This window comes from Halocynthiibacter sp., assembly GCF_049608145.1.
Classification (GTDB): Bacteria; Pseudomonadota; Alphaproteobacteria; order Rhodobacterales; family Rhodobacteraceae; genus Halocynthiibacter.
In genome coordinates, this window is record NZ_JBMYXF010000001.1 from 65,697 (window position 1) to 85,407 (window position 19,711).

Consider the following 19,711-nt stretch of genomic DNA (forward strand, 5'->3'; position numbering starts at 1 on the left):
CTTGGATCAGAACCGGTCTAACAGGCGTTCCAGATAGTTGCGTTCAATTTCCGGGCGTGTGGGGTCAGACGACCGGTCATGCAATTCATCCAATAGATCCCGGGCGCGCTGGCGCAGATCATCACTTTGCAGCATGTCTTCACCTGTTCCAACGGCCCCTGATCCGGGGTTGATATTACGCCCCAGTGGGTCCTGGCGTGTGGCCTGGCCAGTGTCCTGTTCTTGAGCGTCGTTGTTCTGGGGGGCCTGGTTTTGCGCCAGAGCATTGCCCAGCTGGCGCATGCCTTCACGCATTTGTTCCATCGCATCTGCCTGATCTTCAAGCGCCCCGGCAAGATCCCCGTTACGCAGTTTATCTTCTGCACGGTCCATGGCTTCTCCAGCGCGATCCAGGGCTTCACGTGCGGCGTCGCCTTCTTCACTGCCTGCCCCGGGAAGATTGGCCCGTTGTTGGTCCAGTTCATCGCGCAGGGCCTGCTGGCGTTCCGCCAGGCTTTGTTCGCCATCACTGCCCGCACCGCCAGTTTGATCTCGGCGTGTTTGTCCCTGGCCGGTGCCACCATCGGTCTGACCTTCGCCTTGGCTTTCGCCACCCTGTTCACTGTGTTGTTGCCCACGTCCCGAGGCCCCGTCACGACCTTCATTCTGGTTGCTCTGGCCGGATTGCGCGTTGGGATTAAACTGTTCCTGAAGATCCCGGAATGCCTGATCAGACAGGCCCTGCTGTTCTTCAAGTGTTTCCCCAAGGTCTTCCATAGCTTGTTCGCCAGGGCTTTGCATATCGCCATCCCCGCCGCCCTGGGTCACACGCATGTTTTCCATCATTTGTGACAGCTCGTTTAGCAGCTCCTGGGCCTCAGCCATGCGACCTTGTTCCATCAGTTCCTGAATGCGGTCCATCATCTCTTGAATGTCAGCCTGGCTCAGCGACTGGCTTTCGCCGGAATTGGGTTCATCGGTTGTGTCTTCGGGATTTTGTGCAAGCTGGCGCATATAGTCGCGTGTTGCGTCGCGCAATTCATCCATCAGTTGCTGAATTTCCTGGTCAGACGCCCCGTCGCGCATCGCCTGGGTCAGGCGTTCCTGGGCGCGGCGCATCCGTTCCAATGCGTCTGACAAAGATCCATCTTCGATCAACAGCGCAATATCCCAAAGCGCCCCGGCCAGTTCCTCTTGTGTTTCGGTCGTCAGGGGGGCGGCTTCCAAACGACGCAGGACAGTGCGCAACATCAGATAAGACGAACTGTCATCGAAAAATCCGTCAGGGCGATGGGTGAAGGCGCGGATCATCTGGGCAGAACGCTGCGCATTTGCACGCGCCCATAGAATATCACGGCGCATTTCAATGATCGCGCGGGCCAGCGGATCAAAGAAACGTCGCCCAGGCATGGGCAGATATTCAGGGGCGGATTGGCCGATCTGGCCGCGCGCATCTGTAACCGTCAATACCATTTTTACAGGCAGGCCGGACCAGGGATGTTCTGACAGGTTTTCCATCAGCGTTTCGGTGAAGTCCCCGCGATCCCCGGCAATTGTCATGGGAAGATCAAGGATCAGGGGCGCGCGCGGATCAGGCTCAGTCGCAAGCCCATAGCGGCGCGACAAAAGCGTTTCGTCCAGTGTATATTCAACCTGCCCCGACACCACGCCGTAATCATCGCGCGCTGTAAACTCTTGGGACATCAGGCCGGATGCCTCGGTTTCTGGATCGCCAGACAGTTCCACCTGAGGGGCCGCATCAGGCAGGGCGATCATTGTCCAATGTGCGTCGTCTGTTCCTGTAATTGCCACAGTCCCACTGTGTTCCAGCAGAAATTCCGGCGTCATATTCACAAGGGGGTCTTCTAGATTGCCTTTGTCTGCCCTGGCGATATCTGTCACGGATTGTTGCAGTGCAAGCACGCCGGGTTCACCATAAAACCGTAGACTGATCCGGCTGCCTTGCGGGGCGGAAACGTTCTGCCCGGTCAGATCATTCAAATACAGAACGGGCAGGCCGGTATAGGCAGGGGGTTCCACCCATCCCTCCCATTGCGCGCCGGAAATATTCCGCCCAGGGTCACCGCCCGCCAGCACCGTAGGTACGGCAGACAGTTGCGCCAATGAACCGGACAGGCCGGCAATCATTACAGCAAGCAAGGCCGTATATCGCAAAGCATAGGGATCGCGCGGGGCAAGACGCGGGTTCAGTTTCGGTGCGCGGGCTTTTGCCGCCTCATCCTGCATCCGCGCCTGATGGGCCTGCCAGATCGCGCGCGAGGCGGGATCATCACCGCCCATACCTTGTGTGTCTGTCAGGGTTGCCAGGGGATCACCGGTTAGGGTTGCGTCAAGTCGGGCAAGGGTTTCCATGCGCGTCGGAACACGTAAAGATCGCAGGCCTCTGACTAGGAAATACAACCCGATCAGCGCTGCCAGTGCCAGAATTCCACGCAGCCAGATGTCAGGAAGCTCATACAGAAGGCCAGAAAAAATCCCTGCAAATACAAGCGCAAACACAACCCACAGCGGCCAGAAACTATGGCAGATCCGTTCAGCCAGCATTCCCAATCGCGTCAGGTGGATCTGACGTTTTAGCCTAGATGTTTCCCAGGATTTGTCCTGCTTTCTGACGTTCACACCGGGCCCTTTCAGATGCTCCGGCGATGCTTGCAGGCCGCCGGAATTACAGCCACTCGGGGATGGTATCGCGATTCAACATCTCTTCATAGGTCGGACGCGCGCGAATGACCGCAAATTGATCGCCCTGCACCAGGACCTCGGGGATCAGGGGGCGCGAATTATATTCAGACGCCATCACCGCGCCATATGCCCCGGCGGATCGGAAGGCCACCAGATCGCCCGTATCCATAGTCGCCAGATCACGTCCTTTGGCAAATGTATCGCCACTTTCGCAAATCGGACCAACGATGTCATAGCGATCCGGTTCAACCCCGGGCGCAGGTTCCATGACCGGCACAATGTCGTGGTGAGCTTCGTACATTGCGGGGCGCACAAGATCGTTCATCGCCGCATCGACAATCAGGAATTTGCGGTCTTCGCCTTCCTTCACATAGATGGTTTCAGACACGAGAATGCCCGCGTTGCCCGCGATGAGACGGCCTGGTTCGATCTCGATCTCGCAATTGAGATGGCTCAGCGTTTCCTTGACCATCGCGCCGTATTCCACTGGCAATGGGGGACGGTCGTTGTTTTGCTCATAAGGGATGCCAAGACCGCCGCCAAGATCAAGACGCGTGATCTCGTGACCCTGAGCGCGCAGGTCTTCCGTGAGTTCCGCGACCTTTTGATAGGCAGCTTTATAGGGCGCAAGATCGGTCAGTTGCGATCCGATATGCACATCAATGCCGACAACTTTCAGACCGGGCAGTTTGGCGATTTCGGCGTAGACTTCACGCGCGCGACTGATGGGAATGCCGAATTTATTCTCGGATTTACCTGTCGCGATTTTGGCATGGGTTTTCGCATCCACATCCGGGTTCACGCGGACAGTGACGGGGGCCACAACGCCCAGCTCCAGCGCGACCTGGCTCAACAGACGCATTTCCGGTTCGGATTCGAGGTTGAACTGACGGATGCCACCTTTCAGAACCAACTCCATCTCATCCCGGGTTTTGCCGATGCCGGAAAACACGATGCGCTCGCCCGGAACACCGGCCGCTTTCGCACGCATATATTCGCCACCAGACACCACATCCATGCCAGCGCCCAGATCGCCCAGCAGTTTCAGTACCGCGAGGTTGGAACAGGCTTTGACGGCATAACAAACCAGATGATCCATGCCCTCAAGCGCTTCATCGAACAGGCGGTAATGGCGCGCAAGCGTGCGGGCGGAATAGATGTAACAGGGCGTGCCAACCTGACGCGCGATTTCACGCACAGAGACATCCTCGGCATGCAGTTCGCCGTCTTTATAAAGAAAATAATCCATCATGCGCTCCCGTATTCGTTGGGAACGCTGTTAGCCTGGGGTGCGGGGAAAGGGAAGTAAAAGTGGTGATTATGGACCTATCGACAGAGCCTGACTATACAGGCTGAACCTGATAGAGAAGCTGCCGGTTTGATGACAGAAGCCAGCCACTTTGAACGCAAGAAAAATTTTAAGGTTCTGAAAGTAATCTATTTCAGTCATTTTGCGTGAAGTTTTTTCATGCCTAGCTTAAACCTCAGCTAGCGTTGAAGCGACTTTGCGGAAGCATAACCCCGGTCCAGAAGCTTAAACAGTCGATCACTCCCCGCACACCATATATAGTCGTTCAAACTTCCCATCCCACCTAAACAGCCCAAAAACTGTTTTGCACATGCAGCGTCAGAATTTTGCGCGATTTTCCCAATTTTATATATCTTTGCGGCCCAGAACTCATTTCCAAGTTCTGACAAAATGTCACCCATCTCCTGCAAGATACCTGCAAACTGTTCGACTTCGGGGTGCAAGCTTCCTGTATCTGACGGCAAGATTACAACCCAACCCCAACCGTCACAGGACCACTTTTCGCCCCAACAGACCCGCCGACGCTCACCCCACCAGTGCCGACAGAAACACCAACGCCTGCGGTGGGGCGGATGGGTTCGCCGTCGGCGCCGCAGGCGGTGAGGCCTGCGGTGGTGATGAGGGCTAGGAGAATACGCTTCATTTCAAGGCCTCTTTCCAGTCAGCAATACGGGCGCGCACTTGGTCGGGTGCCGTGCCGCCATAGGACTGACGCGAGTTTACCGAATTATGCACACCAAGCACGTCAAATACACCCTGGGTGATACCCGCGGATACGTTTTGCATGTCTGCCAGCGTCAAATCAGGCAGATCACAACCCTTGCTTTCGGCCAGGGCCACAAGCGTACCGGTGACATGGTGGGCATCGCGGAACGGCATGTTGAGTTCACGCACCAGCCAATCCGCAAGGTCCGTCGCGGTCGAAAAACCGGAACCGGCGGCGGCCTCTAGCACGGGGATGTTGGCGGTGAGGTCAGAGACCATGCCCTCCATCGCGGCCAGGGACAACATCAGGCTGTCGGATGCGTCAAACACCTGTTCTTTGTCTTCCTGCATGTCCTTGGAATAGGTCAGGGGTAGGCCCTTCATCACGGTGAACAGGGACACGGTCGCGCCCAGGATACGGCCGATTTTCGCGCGGATCAACTCAGCTGCGTCCGGGTTTTTCTTTTGCGGCATGATGGAGGAACCGGTTGAGAACCGATCAGACAGCACCACAAAGCGGAATTGCGCAGAGGACCAGATCACCAATTCTTCGGCAAAGCGCGACAGATGCATGGCGCAGATAGAACTGGCGGACAGGAATTCCAGTGCGAAATCACGATCCGCTGTGGAATCAAGTGAGTTGGCGGTCGGGCGATCAAAGCCCAGCGCTTCTGCCGTCATGTGACGATCAATCGGGAAGGATGTGCCAGCCAGCGCGGCACCGCCAAGGGGGCTTTCGTTCATCCGCACGCGCGCATCCTTAAAGCGCGACAGATCACGCCCCAGCATTTCCACATAGGCCATCATATGGTGGCCCCAAGTCACGGGTTGCGCGGTTTGCAGGTGCGTGAAACCAGGCATAACCCAGCCAGCACCCGCTTCGGCTTGAACAAGGAAAGCACGCATCAGGGCCTCAATCCCCTCAATCGCGGCATCCATCTGATCACGCACCCAAAGTTTGAAATCGGTCGCAACCTGATCATTGCGCGAACGTGCTGTGTGCAGACGACCGGCAGGTTCGCCGATTAGATCTTTCAGGCGGCTTTCGACATTCATGTGAATATCTTCAAGGGCCGTGGAAAATTCAAACGTTCCGCCCTCAATTTCTGACAAAACCGTGAGCAGACCTTCACGGATCGTCTTTGCATCGCTATCTGTGATGATGCCTGTTGCGGCCAACATCGCGGCATGGGCACGGGAGCCTTCAATATCTTGACGCGCCATCCGTTTATCGAAACCAATAGAGGCATTGATGGCTTCCATGATCGCATCCGGACCCGCGGCAAACCGACCGCCCCACATGGTGTTTGATTTATCTGCCATTGTCTTGCCTCTCATCTGCCGCACTCATCTGGCCATTTGCCCGGAGCACACATGAATTTTCTAAAGTCCCTCGCCGTTTACACCGCAGTTGCCCTCACTGCAACGTCAGCGATGGCGCAAGATGCCACGCATACTGTGCCATCCATTGAGGAATTGCGCGAAATGCGGGAAGGCAGCCTGCGCAAATTGATCCTGCACCCGGAACCCCGTCGCGAATCTGCGTCTGTATTTGTGGATCAGCAGGGCGGCGAACATACGCTTGCGGATTATCAGGGCAAATATGTTTTGCTGAACTTTTGGGCGACTTGGTGTACGCCGTGCCGGGTTGAAATGCCGTCCCTGGATCGCCTGCAAGCGCGTCTGGGCGGCGATCAATTTGAGGTCGTCCCCGTCGCCACATCCCACAACCCCCAGGCCGCGATTGATCGGTTCTGGACACAGGCTGAGATCAAGAATCTGCCCGTTCTGCTGGACCCGGATCGCTTGCTCGCCGCTGATTTTGGCGCATTATCCCTACCCCTGACGATTGTTCTAAACCCCGAAGGCCAGGAAATCGCCCGCCTGATTGGTGACGCGGAATGGGACAGCGACAGCGCGATTGCGATTCTATCCGCCATGAGTGGTGCTGAAGATCGAAGCGTGGCGGAGTAACGCGAGCTCAAAGTAAGAATGGCAATCCCCGATTGAATTGATATGACAGTAGCATTGATTTTCACCGGGGATTTTTTATGCGTTTTTTTCAAATTATCTGCCTGATATTCTTCACAGGCGTCACATCCGCCCCCGCCACGGCGCAACCAGCGACGGAAGATGTCATGCGAGGGCATTTCCGCAGCCTCGCCGATTTCCACGCATTCGCCTGTCGTCGTGGAAATCCTGAAGCCTGCGTTCCACTGGGATGGGCATATCAATTTGGGGCCGGTCGATCCGAAAACCTTTACGAAGCCCGACGGCTATATCAACAAGCCTGTGATGGCGGAGTTCTGAAGGGCTGCGTTCAAATCGGTACGATGTACCAAGCAGGGCATGGTGTAACCCAGAATGAAGCCCAAGCAGTCGGTATCTTCAGAAGTGCATGTGACGCCGATGAAGGCCTAGGGTGTACACGATATGCCCAATATCTACAGAGACAGCCCGCCGACTTAGAGAGAATACTTACCCTGTATGAGCAGGCTTGCGTGCTTGAAGACCCGGAGGGTTGCGCAATACTTGGGTATTACCATCAAGGCACGGGCTTCGATTTGGGCGGCGAGTATATTCGCCCGGAATTGGACCCGGTGAAAGCCACATATTATTTTGGCCGTGCCTGTGAGAAATCTATCCCCCTGCAAAGCACGCCATATCAAGCCTGCATGTATGCAGCCCAACCTGTATTTTACCCGTTACAAATCACGCCAGAACAGGTCGTTATATTTCTAACGCGCGGTTGCAATCATTGGGAAAGCTCGAGCTGCCGTATTCTGGGCGATTACTATGCAAACGGGCGTTATGTTAAACAGGACCTGAACCTAGCTTTACATTGGTATAAGCGGGGGTGTGATCACGGTTTAGCCTCTGCTTGCGAACATTATGCATTGCTTGACTTGGAAAACCCGAATGATCCGCGTGATACATATGGGGCAACTGAAGAACATCGAACCAGAATGCGTGGACTCTATGAACTGGCACAAGCCAGATGCGCAGATGATCAGAAATGCAGGATGCTTGCGCGGTATTATGAATACGGCCTGGAAGTTGAGCGTGATCTGGCAGAAGCCCTGCGTTTATATGAAAACGATTGCTTCCAGCGTCTTAAAAAAGAAAGTTGCGCCGACCTTTCAACCTTGCTTTTGCAAGAGAGTATATTAGATGAACGCTTGGAAAATGCCATGCTACACCTTGGAAAAGGGTGCTTGGAAGGCATTCAATCCAGTTGCGATCTGGTAGCCCCGCTATGGGATCAGCTGATGGCGCAGCCTGATTGACGCCACTTCCCCGTTGACAGAACTCCCCTGCCTTTGTCCCAATAGCGGGCAGGGAGAAGATGAATGCCACTACATATACTTGCGCCGATGGTTGTGGTCGGTTTGATCATTGCTTGGGGGGCTATGCGGTTTGCAGGCTGCTCGCAGGATTTGCATTTCAACACCGAAGGGGACGCGCGCCTGCATTGGTTGCGCCACAGGCCCGGTGCGAAACCGCGTGATATCATTGTTGCCGCTGATGGGCGTGCGGCGTTGGTGGAGGTGGGCAGCGGGCTTTGGCTTTTGCGCAGTTTTGGCATTGATAGCGTGATCCACCATCTGGGTACGGCGCAGGTGAGTGCGGCAAAACAGGGTCTAACACTGGCGTTTCCAGAATATGACGACCCAAAAGCGCGGCTCACCCTGACCCCGGAAGAATGCACAATTTGGCAGGCCCGCATCAACGCCCATCAGCAGGAGACGCGCAATGACTGACGTGTTGATATACCCCAAAGTCACCGATTACGCGGTACCGTTTTTCATCCTGCTGATCCTGATCGAAATCGCTTGGATCACCTTCAAGAAACGCGGCGGGCGCTATGAAACACGCGACGCGATGACGTCCCTGTTCATGGGGGTTGGATCGGTTGTATCGGGTATTTTGCTGGGCTTCATTGCGTGGAATTTCTTTACCTTCCTTTGGTGGCTGACCCCGATCAACCTTGGCGCGTCCATTGCCGTTGTCGTGATCTGCTTTGTGCTGGATGATCTGCGCTATTACTGGGTGCACCGCTTTGGCCATCGCGTGCGTTGGGTTTGGGCCTCACATGTGAACCACCACTCCAGCCAGCATTACAATCTGACCACCGCCCTGCGCCAAACCTGGACGGGCACGTTCACCCTGATGATGGTGGTGCGCGCGCCGCTGATTCTGTTGGGGTTTCATCCGGCGATGGTGTTGTTTGTGGGGGGCGTGAACCTGATCTATCAATTCTGGATCCACACGGAAGCCATCGACAAAATGCCCCGCTGGTTTGAGGCTGTGATGAACACCCCAAGCCACCACCGCGTGCACCATGGGCGCAATCCGCGATACCTGGACGCAAATTATGCGGGAGTGTTTATCATCTGGGATAAGATGTTTGGCACTTTTGTGCCCGAGGTTGAGGACGAGAAAGTCGACTATGGGCTGATCCATAATATCGGCACCTTCAACCCCATCCGCGTGGCTTTTCACGAATGGGTCGCGATCTGGCGCGATTGGCGGCAACCGGGGCTGACGTGGAAAGACCGTTGGAATTACGCCGTGAAGCCACCAGGTTGGCGTCATGACGGCAAGGGTGGGTCGACCGAATTATTGAAACGCCGCCATGTGGCACGAAACCCTGATGCCGCAGGCACACCCGGCTTTGAGGATTACACACCGTAAGTGTCGTAATTTGGCACAAAAGTCGCATCCTGGTTTGCATTCCCCAAGCCTGGGTCATCATATGGTGTGACCACCTAAGAGGCCTGCCATGACACGAAAAATCACCGAACCCGCCCGCGAAATTGATGTGATCCATGAAACCGATGTGTTGGTGATTGGCTCGGGCCCGGGTGGATTGCCGGCGGCCCTTGCGGCGGCGCGGGCCGGGGTTGAGGTCACGCTGGTCGAACGGTTTGGCTGTTTCGGTGGCAACCTAACGGTTGTTGGCGTGGAAGGCATGCATTGGTACCGCCACGAGGAAACCGTCGAGTCTGACGGAATTGCGCGCGAGTTTGAAAACCGCGCGAAAGAGATGGGCGCGGCTGTGCCAGAAAGCCAATCCTTGTCCTATGAGATTGATTCCGAAGGTTTCAAACTGGTCGCGGATCAGATGGTTCTGAATGAACCCAACATCCGTCCCATGCTGCACCGTCAGTTTGTGGCACCCCTTATGGACGGCAATACAATCATCGGCGCGATCACCGAATCCAAAGCCGGGCGCGAGGCGATTCTGGCGAAACGCGTGATTGATGCCACGGGTGATGCAGATGTCGCCCAACGTGCCGGTGCACCCGTGTTCACCACACCGGTGGAAAAGATGATGGCGGCCTCTGTGATGTTCCACGTGGCAGGCGTTGATAAGCAGAAATTTATGGATGGCGTTAAGGCCGATCCGCAGACCTATCAGGATTGGGGCGGTGGCGGTGAATGGAATATCGAAACCACTGGCAAAGAGGACGAGATGTTCTCGCCTTTCCTGCACAAACCTTTTGCGCAAGCGATCAAAGACGGGATGATCCCGCCCAACCTGAACACCATCGCGGGCACCTGGGGCGCCTGTCATGACACGGGTGAACTGACCTATATGAACCTGATTCATATGGCGAATTGTGATGGCACCGACCCCGATAGTATGACCACCTATGAGATCGAAGGTCGCCGACAGGCCATGCTGGCGATTGAGGCCCTGCGCAGCTATACGCCGGGCTGCGAAGGCATCCGCCTGCGCAACTTTGGTATGTCGATTGGTATCCGTGACACGCGCAAAGTCGACACGGTTTACAACATGACCGGGCAAGATGTGCGCGAACAGGGCCGCTTTGAAGACAGTGTCGGCATTTTCCCGGAATTCATTGATGGATACGGCATTTTGATTTTGCCCACTACGGGTCGATATTTCCAGATCCCCTACCGTAACCTTCTGCCAAAGAAGGTGAAAAACCTGCTTGTCTCGGGCCGGATCACCGGCGGCGACACCACCAGCCACGCCGCCACGCGCAACATGGCCTGCTGCGCGGTTGCGGGCCAGGCGGCAGGTATTGCTGCAGCGGTTTCCGTGAAAACCGGTAAGGGTGTGGCTGATATTGACCTCACACTTGTGCGCAAAGAACTAGACCGTCAGGGCGCGCGTTACACCTGATTTTCGCGTGCCATGGCGGCCACTTCTTTGTGGCGGTGGCAGGTGATGAGATGGTTGTTCATAAAGCCCGACGCCTCCATGAAAGCGTAGACAATCGTTGGCCCGCAGAATTTAAATCCACGTTTTTTCAGGTCTTTTGAGATCTGTTCAGAGCGTTCGTCTTTTGTTGGCACTTCGGCTTGGCTGCTCCAGCTGTTCTGTTCGACCTTGTGGTCGAAATACCCCCAAAGAAAATCTGCGAAGGGCTGGGTTTCTTGGATCTTTAGATAGGCCTGCGCATTGGTAATCGTCGCCGCAATCTTGCCACGGTGGCGGATGATTCCGGGGTTCTGCAGCAGGCGTTCAATGTCTGCCTCACCCCAGGTGGCGATCACTTCGGGATGAAAACCTTCAAAGGCTTCGCGGAAATTATCACGCTTTTTCAGGATCGTGATCCAACTCAGCCCCGCTTGAAACCCATCCAGAATCAGCTTTTCCCACAGGGCCCGCGAGTCATATTCAGGAACGCCCCATTCTTCGTCATGATAAGCCAGATAAATTGATTCAATTCCAACCCATCCGCAACGATCTGTCATTTTTCCCTGTCTCCCATAGGTTTATGCAGCCCACAAAATTTAAATCATTTTTGATGTAAAGGCGAATGTTCATATGCCCTTAAGGGTTTTCGCGCAGGTTGCCTTTCGTAGCGGTAGTATGGAGCCGGATCTGGCGATGTTAAGTGATGAGCTGAATTTTGATACCGGAGATGGCGGCATGCATGGCGGCCCGTTTTCTCAGGTCCTTGAACATCGCAGGCGAAATATCCTTCAGATGGTTCAAAAATCCTTGGCGCAGCGCAATGTTGCCCTGGCATATCAACCGGTCGTTCGGACGGATCAACTTGGGCAGGTGGCCTTTTACGAAGGCTTGGTGCGCGTATTGGATGATGCCGGTCGTGTTATTCCTGCGAAAGAATTCATCTCGGAAATTGAAGACAATGAATTGGGGCGTCTGATTGATTGCCGGGCAATTGAACTGGGCTTGCGGGCATTGGCGGATAATCCGGGATTACGACTGTCTGTTAATATGTCGGCGCGTTCTATTGGATATTCGCCTTGGATCCGCGCCCTGAATGCGGGCCTTGCGTCGGATGATAGCGTGGGCGAACGCTTGATCCTAGAAATCACTGAATCTTCGGCCATGCAGATGCCCGAACTTGTCACCAGCTTCATGGCAGATCTGCAAAGCCAGGGAATCGCATTTGCCCTAGATGACTTTGGTGCGGGCTATACAGCTTTTCGGTTCTTCAAGGACTTCTTCTTTGACGTGATTAAAATCGACGGACAATTCATCACCGGAATTGCCCAGAGCAGCGACAATCAGGTGCTGACGCGGGCGCTTGTCTCAATTGCACGTCATTTTGATATGTTCACAGTGGCGGAATGTGTGGAAAGCCAGGATGATATCGCAATTTTGCAGGATATCGGCGTGGATTGCCTGCAGGGGTATTATTTTGGCAGCCCATCCATGGAAAGCCCTGTTTGGCGGAACGCCGGGGAACAAAGGTCCAGTGGCTGATAAACATCCGGATTGAGTATGGAATTGCTGCGTTGCAGAGAGTTTTTCTCTGCAACTGCATTGCTTTGTGTTTTTATTCCTCCTAACCTCGCCGCAATCACGCCGGGGAAACCCTGTTTTCATGGTCTTTGCACAGGGTGGCGTCTGAAACGGAGGAGTCAAAACATGACAAATGTAGTTATCGCATCCGCAGCTCGTACTGCTGTTGGCAGCTTCAGCGGTGCCTTTGCAAACACGCCAGCCCATGATCTTGGCGCTGCAGTGTTGGAAGCAATTGTGGAACGTGCCGGTATTGAAAAAGGTGACGTATCTGAAACCATTCTGGGCCAAGTGCTTCAGGCTGGTCAGGGGCAGAATCCAGCCCGTCAGGCGCATATCAATGCGGGCCTACCAAAGGAAAGCTCTGCCTGGGGAATCAACCAAGTTTGCGGGTCCGGTCTGCGGACCGTGGCGCTGGGCGCACAGCACATCATGCTGGGCGACGCTGAAATAGTGGCTGCCGGTGGCCAAGAAAACATGACACTTTCCCCCCATGTGGCGCATCTGCGTGCAGGCCATAAAATGGGCGACGTGAAATACATCGACAGCATGATCCGCGATGGTCTGTGGGATGCGTTCAACGGCTATCACATGGGTCAAACCGCGGAAAACGTGGCAAACCAGTGGGATATCAGCCGTGAAATGCAAGATGCCTTTGCAGTGGCTTCGCAAAATAAGGCGGAAGCGGCACAAAAGGCTGGTAAGTTTGCGGATGAAATCATCCCTTTCACCATCAAAACCCGCAAGGGTGAGATCATCGTTGATCAGGATGAATACATCCGTCACGGCGCAACCATGGAAGCCATGCAAAAACTGCGCCCGGCATTTGTACGCGATGGTGGGTCTGTCACAGCGGCAAATGCATCCGGTATCAATGATGGTGCGGCGGCGGTTCTGCTGATGTCTGAAGAGAACGCCCAGAAACGCGGCATCACCCCAATGGCGCGAATCGCATCATACGCGACTGCCGGTCTTGATCCGTCCATCATGGGCATGGGTCCGGTGCATGCGTCAAAGATTGCGCTGGAAAAAGCGGGCTGGACTGCAAAAGATCTGGAACTGGTTGAAGCCAACGAAGCCTTCGCGGCCCAGGCTTGTGCCGTGAACAAAGACATGGGCTGGGATCCAGAAATCGTAAATGTGAACGGTGGCGCGATCGCTATCGGTCACCCGATTGGTGCATCTGGTTGCCGTGTTTTGAACACGCTTCTCTTTGAAATGCAGCGTCGCGACGCGAAAAAAGGCCTGGCGACTCTCTGCATTGGTGGGGGTATGGGCGTGGCGCTTTGCGTGGAACGCTAGGGCGTCATTATACCTTTAAATTTGTATGTTATCACGCCGACAGGAACCCTGTCGGCGTTTTTATTTCTGCAATGCGGCAATTTGCTTTGAAATATTGTTGCGTATGCATGAGTAAATGTTTTACAGAGTTGCTGACTGGATTTTTGTAAGGGAGAGCAGGCATGTCACGCACAGCATTGGTAACCGGCGGTACACGCGGCATCGGCGCAGCCATTTCACAGGCATTGAAAAATGCGGGTTACACCGTTGCGGCGAATTATGCGGGCAATGACGAAGCCGCAGCAAAGTTCACTGAAGAAACGGGCATCAAGACGTTCAAATGGTCTGTCGCAGATTACGACGCTTGCGCAGAAGGCATTGCTGCAGTCGAAGCGGAACTGGGCCCGGTTGATGTTTTGGTCAACAACGCTGGCATCACCCGCGATGCGCCTTTCCATAAAATGACCCGTGATCAGTGGCAGCAAGTGATCGACACCAACCTGTCCGGTGTTTTCAACATGACCCACCCGATTTGGCCAGGCATGCGCGAACGCAAGTTTGGTCGTATCGTGACGATTTCTTCAATTAACGGTCAAAAGGGCCAGTTCGCTCAGGTGAACTACGCAGCATCCAAGGCAGGCGATCTGGGCATTACCAAATCTCTGGCGCAGGAAGGCGCACGTTTTGGTATCACCGCCAACGCGATTTGCCCAGGCTATATCGGCACTGAAATGGTGATGGCCGTGCCTGAGAAAGTGCGCGATTCAATCATCAGCCAGATCCCAGCAGGCCGCCTTGGCACCCCGGAAGAAATCGCGCGCTGCGTGACGTTCCTTGTGTCCGATGATGCAGAATTCATTAATGGTTCAACCATCTCTGCCAATGGCGGGCAATTTTTCGTCTAAGAAAAGCAGTAAGCAGAAAAAGAGGGCGGCCTTTCGGCTGCCCTTTCGTTTATATACGCCTGTTCTGCGGGGCGAGTGAGTGTCGTGGTCAGTCCCGCCCGGCAGATACCGTCACGCTGTGGATAGACGTGAGATTTCTTCCTTGAGGCGCAGTTTTTCTTTCTTCATAGCCGCGATGTCAATCGGGTCAGCTGCAGGATGTCGTTGTTCCTGGTCAACTTTTTCAGAAAGAGATTGGTGTTTACGGTGGAGTTCCTGGATATGCGAACTCTTACTCATGGCGATCCTCCGTTACCAAGTTATAGCTTCAGTGCAGCATAGAATCTGAGTCGTGTCACGTCGCAACGCAGAAAATGTGCATCGATAAACGATATTCCGCCGATATATTTGGTAACATTATTACCCAGATGTTAATTTAGGGAAATTTAAGCATAGATCCATCGCGCAATATCGAACGAATCTGATCGGTGTAGCTTTCAGCATCCTGTAAATGCTGATCGCCCAGATGTGTGACCAAAGGGGAATGCAGCATAAAATCTGCCCGGCCTTCTTTGCGTGCGCGCATTAGAAACAGATGTGCTTTGCGCCCCTGGCGTGCTGAGATGGGCAAAACTTCCACGCTGCCCAGGCGCGACAGTGTTGCGGCAAGAACATCTGGCAGTCGCCGGATATCCTGTATCAGTGTCAGATAGCCTTTTGGTTTCAGGCGGCGCGCGGCAAGATCAATCCAAGTTTCTGTCGGCGTTTCCCCGGCAAGGGCGATATCCTTTCCGGCGTCCGGCGCGGACGATCCACGGCTGCGGTCGAAAAAAGGCGGGTTCATGATAATCTGATCAAAGACCTTTGCCTTCAGTTCCGCAGGGATTGTGGAAATATCTGCGTTGTAAATCGTAAGATCCAGATCATTCCGCCCCGCGTTTTCCTGCGCCAGCCGCGCGTATTTTTCCTGTAACTCTACACCGGTAAGTGTCAGGTTCTTCACGCGATACCCCAGACACAGTGACGCAACACCCGCGCCACACCCTGCTTCCAATATGTGGTCGCCAGGCTTTGCGGGACAGGCCGCTGCCAGCAAAACCGGGTCTGCACCTGCGCGATATCCTTTTCGCGGTTGCAGAATCTGCAACCGGCCGGACAAAAAACCGTCATCGGTCAGACCGTCAGGAAAATGCTGTTGTAATTCCAAAGTCGACATCATTGTCTTTCAGGATAGTTTCTGCCCGGGCATGATCATCCGTGCGGACCATCAGGCGGCGCGGCAATATGCCAATAGACCCTTCGAGAACGCTGATATTTACGTCCATTTCAAAGCAGTCTATACCCTCCCCCTGAAGGAGCGCCTGAGCGAATGCGATAATGGTCGGGTCAGTGGTACGCAGGAGTTCTTTCATACTGAAGTGATAACGGCACCCACCCGAAAATGTCGAGGGTTCCGCCGCAAATAACAGAGAATTGATGCCCATGGATGCCTCCGTAAAACCGCATGACCGCCTGGCCCGCTTTCTGGCCGATGATATGGATGCGGTGAATGTGCTGATCCGCAAACGGATGGCGTCTGAACATGCCCCCCGTATCCCGGAAGTGACGGCACATCTGGTCGAAGCCGGTGGCAAGCGTCTGCGCCCGATGCTGACGCTTGCGGCGGCACATCTGTGTGGATATGGCGGCGATCACCATGTGAAACTGGCCGCGACGGTTGAATTCATTCACACCGCAACCCTGTTGCATGATGATGTGGTGGATGAAAGTGGTCAGCGCCGTGGGCGTCCGACCGCGAACCTGCTGTGGGACAATAAATCAAGTGTTCTGGTTGGTGATTACCTGTTTTCCCGCAGCTTCCAACTGATGGTTGAAACTGGATCCCTTCGGGTTTTGGATATTTTGGCAAATGCGTCTGCGACAATTGCCGAGGGCGAAGTTCTGCAACTGACCGCAGCCCAGGATCTGTCCACATCGGAAGACATCTATCTGCAGGTTGTACGTGGTAAAACCGCGGCATTGTTCTCTGCCGCGACAGAGGTTGGCGGTGTGATTGCGGGTGCAGATGACGCAACCACCAAGGCCTTGTTTGATTTTGGTGATGCGCTGGGGATCAGTTTCCAGATCGTGGATGATTTGCTTGATTACTGGGGCTCTGATGCAACCGGTAAGAATATCGGCGATGATTTCCGGGAACGTAAGCTGACTTTGCCGGTGATCAAGGCGGTTGCAAAAGCAGACGCTGCTGAGCGAGACTTTTGGAAACGCACGATCGAAAAAGGTGATCAGCGCGACGGTGATCTTGAACATGCGCTGGAGCTTTTGAAAAAGCACAACGCGATGGAAGACACCCGTGCCGAAGCTTTGAAATGGGCCGATACAGCGAAAGATGCCTTGTCTGTTCTGCCCGCGCATGCACTGCGTGATATGTTGTCAGATATTGCAGATTACGTGGTGTCCCGCCTGCGCTGATAGGTCTATCCGTTCTGACCTGTATTTTGGGTTTCTATCGATCCCAAAATACAGGATTTCACCCACCAATCAGGGTGTGCCTGTAGAAGATCTTGTGCCGCTGCCCGGGCTTGGTTTGCGGTTGTATAAAGTGCAAAACAGGTGGCACCTGAGCCGGACATGCGGGTTAGATCAGGGCGGGTGTTTTGCATCTCTGATAGGGCATGGGTGATTTCAGGAAACAGCTTCTCTGCAGGTTTCTGCAGATCATTCCGCTGATCAGCAAGCCAAGGCAAAAAGTCATCCGGATGCGTGGGGATCTCCGACATCGGTGAATTGTCTTTTGAAGTCAGTGCTTTGAATATGGCGGGTGTAGACACAGAAATGCGTGGATTGACTAGAACAGCATGCATATCCGGCATATCAGGCACTGCGGTGATATTTTCCCCGATCCCCTGAACATGGGCGGTAACCGGGGTCAGACACATCGGGATATCCGCGCCCAGTGCAAGCATCTGCGCGCGATCAAATTGGGCATTCATCAGGCGCACAGCGGCGGCGGCATCAGAGGAACCACCGCCAATACCAGATGCGGTGGGCAGATGTTTTTCCAGGTGAAACCGCATGGATGGACCATCACACAGGCGTGCTGCGCGCAGGATCAGGTTGCTGTCGTCTTCAGGTACACCGGCAGCCTCGGTGCCACTGATGGACAGGCTAAATTCAGAGGAAGATTGCGCATGCAGCTGGTCGCCCACCGTGGCAAACGCCACTAAGCTGTCTAACAGATGATACCCATCCGCACGCTGTCCGGTGATGTGCAGTGCTAGATTGATTTTTGCGGGGGCAAATCCCGCGTCAAAGCGTTCAGAGATCACTGCTGTTTTCACCGGCCAAGGCAAGGGGTTCGCTGCCTTCTTCTTCCAGAACCAAATCCAGCCCCACTTCAATTTTCCGGCGCATACGGTCTGGGTCTGCTTCGCCGTTTACATCATCAGGGTCGACAAAAGATAGGGCGCGTCGCCACTGGAATTCTGCTTCGCGTTTGCGTCCGACCGCCCATAGCACATCGCCCAGGTGGTCAGAAACAACCGGATCAACCGGTTCAAGTTCCGCCGCACGTTCCATATGCACAACGGCTTCGTCATAGCGGCCGAGGCGGTACAGAACCCAGCCAAGCGAATCTGTGACAAAGCCATCGTCAGGGCGTCTTTCGACGGCTTTCTCAATCATTTCTAGCGCTTCATCAAGGTTTTGACGCTTTTCAACCAGCGAATATCCAAGGTAATTCAGCACATATGGCTGATCAGGGGCCAGTTCCAGCGCATAGCGAAAATCGGCTTCGGCATCTTCCCAGCGGTCCTGGCGTTCCAAAGTGATGCCACGGGTATAATAGGCGCCCCAATGTCCAGGCGTGGGTTCTGTGAACAAGGCGATTGCACGGTCATAGGCTTCGGATGCTTCTTCGAAACGTTCCATCGCGCGCAGCGCATCGCCCAAGGCGGTGTGCACCACGGGCAGATCAAACCGGGTTTCGGAGAGCTGTTTCAATGCTTCAATCGCGGCGTCTTCGTTTCCGGCTTTGCGCAAGGCGTCAGCACGTCCGATTTCGGCTTCGTGGAATGATGGGTGACTGCGTGGCACGCGATCATAGGCCTCATTCGCGAGATCATATTGTTCCAGCTCTTCCAGCAAGGATGCGGACAGCAACATCGCCGGAACCGAAGCCGGGTTCAGATGTTCGGATACTCTGGAGAACAGCAGTGCATAGCCTGCAGATGCCTCGTTTTCCAGCACCCCGGCGACAGAAAAGAACACTTCAGCTAGGCCCTCAGATGCACTGGTTGCCACAGAAAGCGGAAGGGCTTCGCCTGCTTCCAGTTTTTCTGTCATGCTGATGATGATTGGGTCAGAAGAGTCTCTGAAAATGCTGTTTAGCAGTTCAAGCGCGTCGTCATTTCTTTCCAGTTGGCTCAGGATTTCTGCGTGCGAAAGGATGCCGTTGATCGTGGCCGGTAGCGCGCCTTCGGCCTTGCCGGAAAAGATGGCATCTGCGCCTTCGTAATCACCGACCAGCGCCAAGGCTAAGGCCTTGTGATACAGGCCAAATGCCCGGGTGGATTCATCAGCTGCAACCGCATCAAACCCTTCAAGGGCGACAGTCATCTGACCGGCCCCAACCTGTGCCCAGGCCACGACCAGACCATCCACAAGCGGACCGATGTTCACCGGGCCTTCATAGATATCGATCAGGTTCTGGAATTCCTGGCGCGCACCAAGATCCGCCACTGTAATGATGCTGGTCTGCTGGGTGTCAAAACCCGCGCCACGCATAATTTCAGCAATCTCAATAGCCTGTTCAAAATCTCCCAGCCCGATCCATGCGGTTAGGGCGTTTTCATGCAGGATGGGATTTTCCGGATCTTGTGTTATGGCGCGGATATACCAATCAGCGGCTTGCTGATAGTCGGAATAAAAGCTGGCCTGACGTGCCGCCAAATAAGAGCCCGCAAGCCCTTCAGATTGCGCAGCCGTGGGCAGGATCATAACGCTTGCAAGTAACGCCGCACTGAGGGTTCTGAACATGGGAACTCCGGTTTTGTCAGATCACATTGGATAAGCTAGGTGCTGAGACACAGAAAGGCAATG

20 protein-coding genes are annotated in these 19,711 nt (G+C 54.6%); 9 read left to right on the forward strand and 11 right to left on the reverse strand.

The window, feature by feature from the left end; genetic code table 11:
• Positions 1 to 6: 6 nt before the first annotated feature.
• The 5 genes from ACPGUT_RS00350 to argH all read right to left on the reverse strand — a co-directional run bounded on the left by ACPGUT_RS00350 (position 7) and on the right by argH (position 6,019).
• Positions 7 to 2,619 carry a TIGR02302 family protein gene (locus ACPGUT_RS00350; RefSeq protein WP_423988178.1) on the reverse strand — a complete coding sequence of 871 codons (2,613 nt, stop codon included), beginning with the start codon at positions 2,617 to 2,619 and terminating at the stop codon, positions 7 to 9.
• A gap of 46 nt (positions 2,620 to 2,665) precedes the next feature.
• Positions 2,666 to 3,931 (reverse strand): diaminopimelate decarboxylase, encoded by a 1,266-nt coding sequence (gene lysA, locus ACPGUT_RS00355; protein ID WP_423988180.1) that lies wholly within the window; start codon positions 3,929 to 3,931, stop codon positions 2,666 to 2,668.
• A 239-nt stretch (positions 3,932 to 4,170) separates the two neighbouring features.
• The gene (locus tag ACPGUT_RS00360) at positions 4,171 to 4,392 is read right to left on the reverse strand and encodes a DUF6966 domain-containing protein (protein ID WP_423988384.1); all 222 of its coding nucleotides are present in this window, start codon (positions 4,390 to 4,392) and stop codon (positions 4,171 to 4,173) included.
• A 65-nt stretch (positions 4,393 to 4,457) separates the two neighbouring features.
• On the reverse strand, positions 4,458 to 4,634 hold the full coding sequence (locus ACPGUT_RS00365) for a hypothetical protein (protein ID WP_423988182.1): 177 nt from the start codon (positions 4,632 to 4,634) through the stop codon (positions 4,458 to 4,460).
• Positions 4,631 to 6,019 (reverse strand): argininosuccinate lyase, encoded by a 1,389-nt coding sequence (gene argH, locus ACPGUT_RS00370; RefSeq protein WP_423988184.1) that lies wholly within the window; start codon positions 6,017 to 6,019, stop codon positions 4,631 to 4,633. The genes ACPGUT_RS00365 and argH overlap by 4 nt, the downstream gene beginning before the upstream one ends.
• 51 nt (positions 6,020 to 6,070) lie before the next feature.
• Here argH and ACPGUT_RS00375 point away from each other — a divergent pair, with 51 nt between their 5' ends.
• The 5 genes from ACPGUT_RS00375 (at position 6,071) to ACPGUT_RS00395 (ending at position 10,850) form a co-directional block, all read left to right on the forward strand.
• A complete protein-coding gene (locus ACPGUT_RS00375) occupies positions 6,071 to 6,670 on the forward strand; it encodes a TlpA disulfide reductase family protein (RefSeq protein WP_423988186.1) in 600 nt (199 codons plus the stop codon).
• Positions 6,671 to 6,747: 77 nt separating this feature from the next.
• Entirely contained in the window at positions 6,748 to 7,983 is a 1,236-nt protein-coding gene (locus tag ACPGUT_RS00380; protein ID WP_423988187.1) for a tetratricopeptide repeat protein, read from the forward strand.
• A 63-nt stretch (positions 7,984 to 8,046) separates the two neighbouring features.
• A complete protein-coding gene (locus tag ACPGUT_RS00385; RefSeq protein ID WP_423988189.1) occupies positions 8,047 to 8,457 on the forward strand; it encodes a hypothetical protein in 411 nt (136 codons plus the stop codon).
• The gene (locus ACPGUT_RS00390) at positions 8,450 to 9,391 is read left to right on the forward strand and encodes a sterol desaturase family protein (RefSeq protein ID WP_423988190.1); all 942 of its coding nucleotides are present in this window, start codon (positions 8,450 to 8,452) and stop codon (positions 9,389 to 9,391) included. Before ACPGUT_RS00385 ends, ACPGUT_RS00390 begins: the two co-directional genes overlap by 8 nt.
• 88 nt (positions 9,392 to 9,479) lie before the next feature.
• Positions 9,480 to 10,850 carry an FAD-dependent oxidoreductase gene (locus ACPGUT_RS00395; RefSeq protein ID WP_423988191.1) on the forward strand — a complete coding sequence of 457 codons (1,371 nt, stop codon included), beginning with the start codon at positions 9,480 to 9,482 and terminating at the stop codon, positions 10,848 to 10,850.
• Here ACPGUT_RS00395 and ACPGUT_RS00400 read toward each other — a convergent pair.
• Complete coding sequence (locus ACPGUT_RS00400; RefSeq protein WP_423988193.1) at positions 10,841 to 11,425, reverse strand: DNA-3-methyladenine glycosylase I; 585 nt, start codon at positions 11,423 to 11,425, stop codon at positions 10,841 to 10,843. The genes ACPGUT_RS00395 and ACPGUT_RS00400 overlap by 10 nt on opposite strands.
• A gap of 73 nt (positions 11,426 to 11,498) precedes the next feature.
• Between ACPGUT_RS00400 and ACPGUT_RS00405 the strand changes: the two genes are divergently transcribed.
• From ACPGUT_RS00405 to phbB, 3 genes are all read left to right on the forward strand, one after another.
• Positions 11,499 to 12,407: an EAL domain-containing protein gene (locus ACPGUT_RS00405; protein WP_423988194.1), complete on the forward strand. Its 909-nt coding sequence runs from the start codon at positions 11,499 to 11,501 to the stop codon at positions 12,405 to 12,407.
• Positions 12,408 to 12,572: 165 nt separating this feature from the next.
• Entirely contained in the window at positions 12,573 to 13,748 is a 1,176-nt protein-coding gene (locus ACPGUT_RS00410) for an acetyl-CoA C-acetyltransferase (RefSeq protein ID WP_423988195.1), read from the forward strand.
• A 161-nt stretch (positions 13,749 to 13,909) separates the two neighbouring features.
• On the forward strand, positions 13,910 to 14,632 hold the full coding sequence (gene phbB / locus ACPGUT_RS00415; RefSeq protein ID WP_423988197.1) for an acetoacetyl-CoA reductase: 723 nt from the start codon (positions 13,910 to 13,912) through the stop codon (positions 14,630 to 14,632).
• Positions 14,633 to 14,743: 111 nt separating this feature from the next.
• Here the strand turns inward: phbB and ACPGUT_RS00420 are convergent, their stop codons facing one another.
• The 3 genes from ACPGUT_RS00420 to ACPGUT_RS00430 form a co-directional block, all read right to left on the reverse strand.
• Complete coding sequence (locus ACPGUT_RS00420; RefSeq protein ID WP_423988198.1) at positions 14,744 to 14,911, reverse strand: YdcH family protein; 168 nt, start codon at positions 14,909 to 14,911, stop codon at positions 14,744 to 14,746.
• 136 nt (positions 14,912 to 15,047) lie between these two features.
• Positions 15,048 to 15,830, reverse strand: coding sequence for a tRNA1(Val) (adenine(37)-N6)-methyltransferase (locus ACPGUT_RS00425; RefSeq protein ID WP_423988200.1), 783 nt, complete (start codon positions 15,828 to 15,830; stop codon positions 15,048 to 15,050).
• On the reverse strand, positions 15,793 to 16,023 hold the full coding sequence (locus ACPGUT_RS00430; protein ID WP_423988385.1) for a DUF2007 domain-containing protein: 231 nt from the start codon (positions 16,021 to 16,023) through the stop codon (positions 15,793 to 15,795). Before ACPGUT_RS00430 ends, ACPGUT_RS00425 begins: the two co-directional genes overlap by 38 nt.
• A gap of 64 nt (positions 16,024 to 16,087) precedes the next feature.
• Between ACPGUT_RS00430 and ACPGUT_RS00435 the strand changes: the two genes are divergently transcribed.
• Positions 16,088 to 17,083, forward strand: coding sequence for a polyprenyl synthetase family protein (locus ACPGUT_RS00435; protein WP_423988202.1), 996 nt, complete (start codon positions 16,088 to 16,090; stop codon positions 17,081 to 17,083).
• Between the two features lie 5 nt (positions 17,084 to 17,088).
• On the opposite strand, the gene ACPGUT_RS00440 is transcribed toward ACPGUT_RS00435, so the two are convergent.
• Both ACPGUT_RS00440 and ACPGUT_RS00445 read right to left on the reverse strand, forming a co-directional pair.
• Positions 17,089 to 17,940: a 4-(cytidine 5'-diphospho)-2-C-methyl-D-erythritol kinase gene (locus tag ACPGUT_RS00440; protein WP_423988204.1), complete on the reverse strand. Its 852-nt coding sequence runs from the start codon at positions 17,938 to 17,940 to the stop codon at positions 17,089 to 17,091.
• Positions 17,930 to 19,648 carry a tetratricopeptide repeat protein gene (locus ACPGUT_RS00445; RefSeq protein ID WP_423988206.1) on the reverse strand — a complete coding sequence of 573 codons (1,719 nt, stop codon included), beginning with the start codon at positions 19,646 to 19,648 and terminating at the stop codon, positions 17,930 to 17,932. Before ACPGUT_RS00445 ends, ACPGUT_RS00440 begins: the two co-directional genes overlap by 11 nt.
• Between the last annotated feature and the right edge of the window lie 63 nt (positions 19,649 to 19,711).

Coding starts and splice junctions, on each gene's coding strand:
- lysA (WP_423988180.1), bottom strand. CDS start 3,931: ATGGATTATTTTCTTTATAAAGACGGCGAACTGCATGCCGAGGATGTC.
- ACPGUT_RS00360 (WP_423988384.1), bottom strand. CDS start 4,392: ATGGGTGACATTTTGTCAGAACTTGGAAATGAGTTCTGGGCCGCAAAG.
- ACPGUT_RS00365 (WP_423988182.1), bottom strand. CDS start 4,634: ATGAAGCGTATTCTCCTAGCCCTCATCACCACCGCAGGCCTCACCGCC.
- argH (WP_423988184.1), bottom strand. CDS start 6,019: ATGGCAGATAAATCAAACACCATGTGGGGCGGTCGGTTTGCCGCGGGT.
- ACPGUT_RS00375 (WP_423988186.1), top strand. CDS start 6,071: ATGAATTTTCTAAAGTCCCTCGCCGTTTACACCGCAGTTGCCCTCACT.
- ACPGUT_RS00380 (WP_423988187.1), top strand. CDS start 6,748: ATGCGTTTTTTTCAAATTATCTGCCTGATATTCTTCACAGGCGTCACA.
- ACPGUT_RS00385 (WP_423988189.1), top strand. CDS start 8,047: ATGCCACTACATATACTTGCGCCGATGGTTGTGGTCGGTTTGATCATT.
- ACPGUT_RS00390 (WP_423988190.1), top strand. CDS start 8,450: ATGACTGACGTGTTGATATACCCCAAAGTCACCGATTACGCGGTACCG.
- ACPGUT_RS00395 (WP_423988191.1), top strand. CDS start 9,480: ATGACACGAAAAATCACCGAACCCGCCCGCGAAATTGATGTGATCCAT.
- ACPGUT_RS00400 (WP_423988193.1), bottom strand. CDS start 11,425: ATGACAGATCGTTGCGGATGGGTTGGAATTGAATCAATTTATCTGGCT.
- ACPGUT_RS00405 (WP_423988194.1), top strand. CDS start 11,499: ATGCCCTTAAGGGTTTTCGCGCAGGTTGCCTTTCGTAGCGGTAGTATG.
- ACPGUT_RS00410 (WP_423988195.1), top strand. CDS start 12,573: ATGACAAATGTAGTTATCGCATCCGCAGCTCGTACTGCTGTTGGCAGC.
- phbB (WP_423988197.1), top strand. CDS start 13,910: ATGTCACGCACAGCATTGGTAACCGGCGGTACACGCGGCATCGGCGCA.
- ACPGUT_RS00420 (WP_423988198.1), bottom strand. CDS start 14,911: ATGAGTAAGAGTTCGCATATCCAGGAACTCCACCGTAAACACCAATCT.
- ACPGUT_RS00425 (WP_423988200.1), bottom strand. CDS start 15,830: ATGATGTCGACTTTGGAATTACAACAGCATTTTCCTGACGGTCTGACC.
- ACPGUT_RS00430 (WP_423988385.1), bottom strand. CDS start 16,023: ATGAAAGAACTCCTGCGTACCACTGACCCGACCATTATCGCATTCGCT.
- ACPGUT_RS00435 (WP_423988202.1), top strand. CDS start 16,088: ATGCCCATGGATGCCTCCGTAAAACCGCATGACCGCCTGGCCCGCTTT.
- ACPGUT_RS00445 (WP_423988206.1), bottom strand. CDS start 19,648: ATGTTCAGAACCCTCAGTGCGGCGTTACTTGCAAGCGTTATGATCCTG.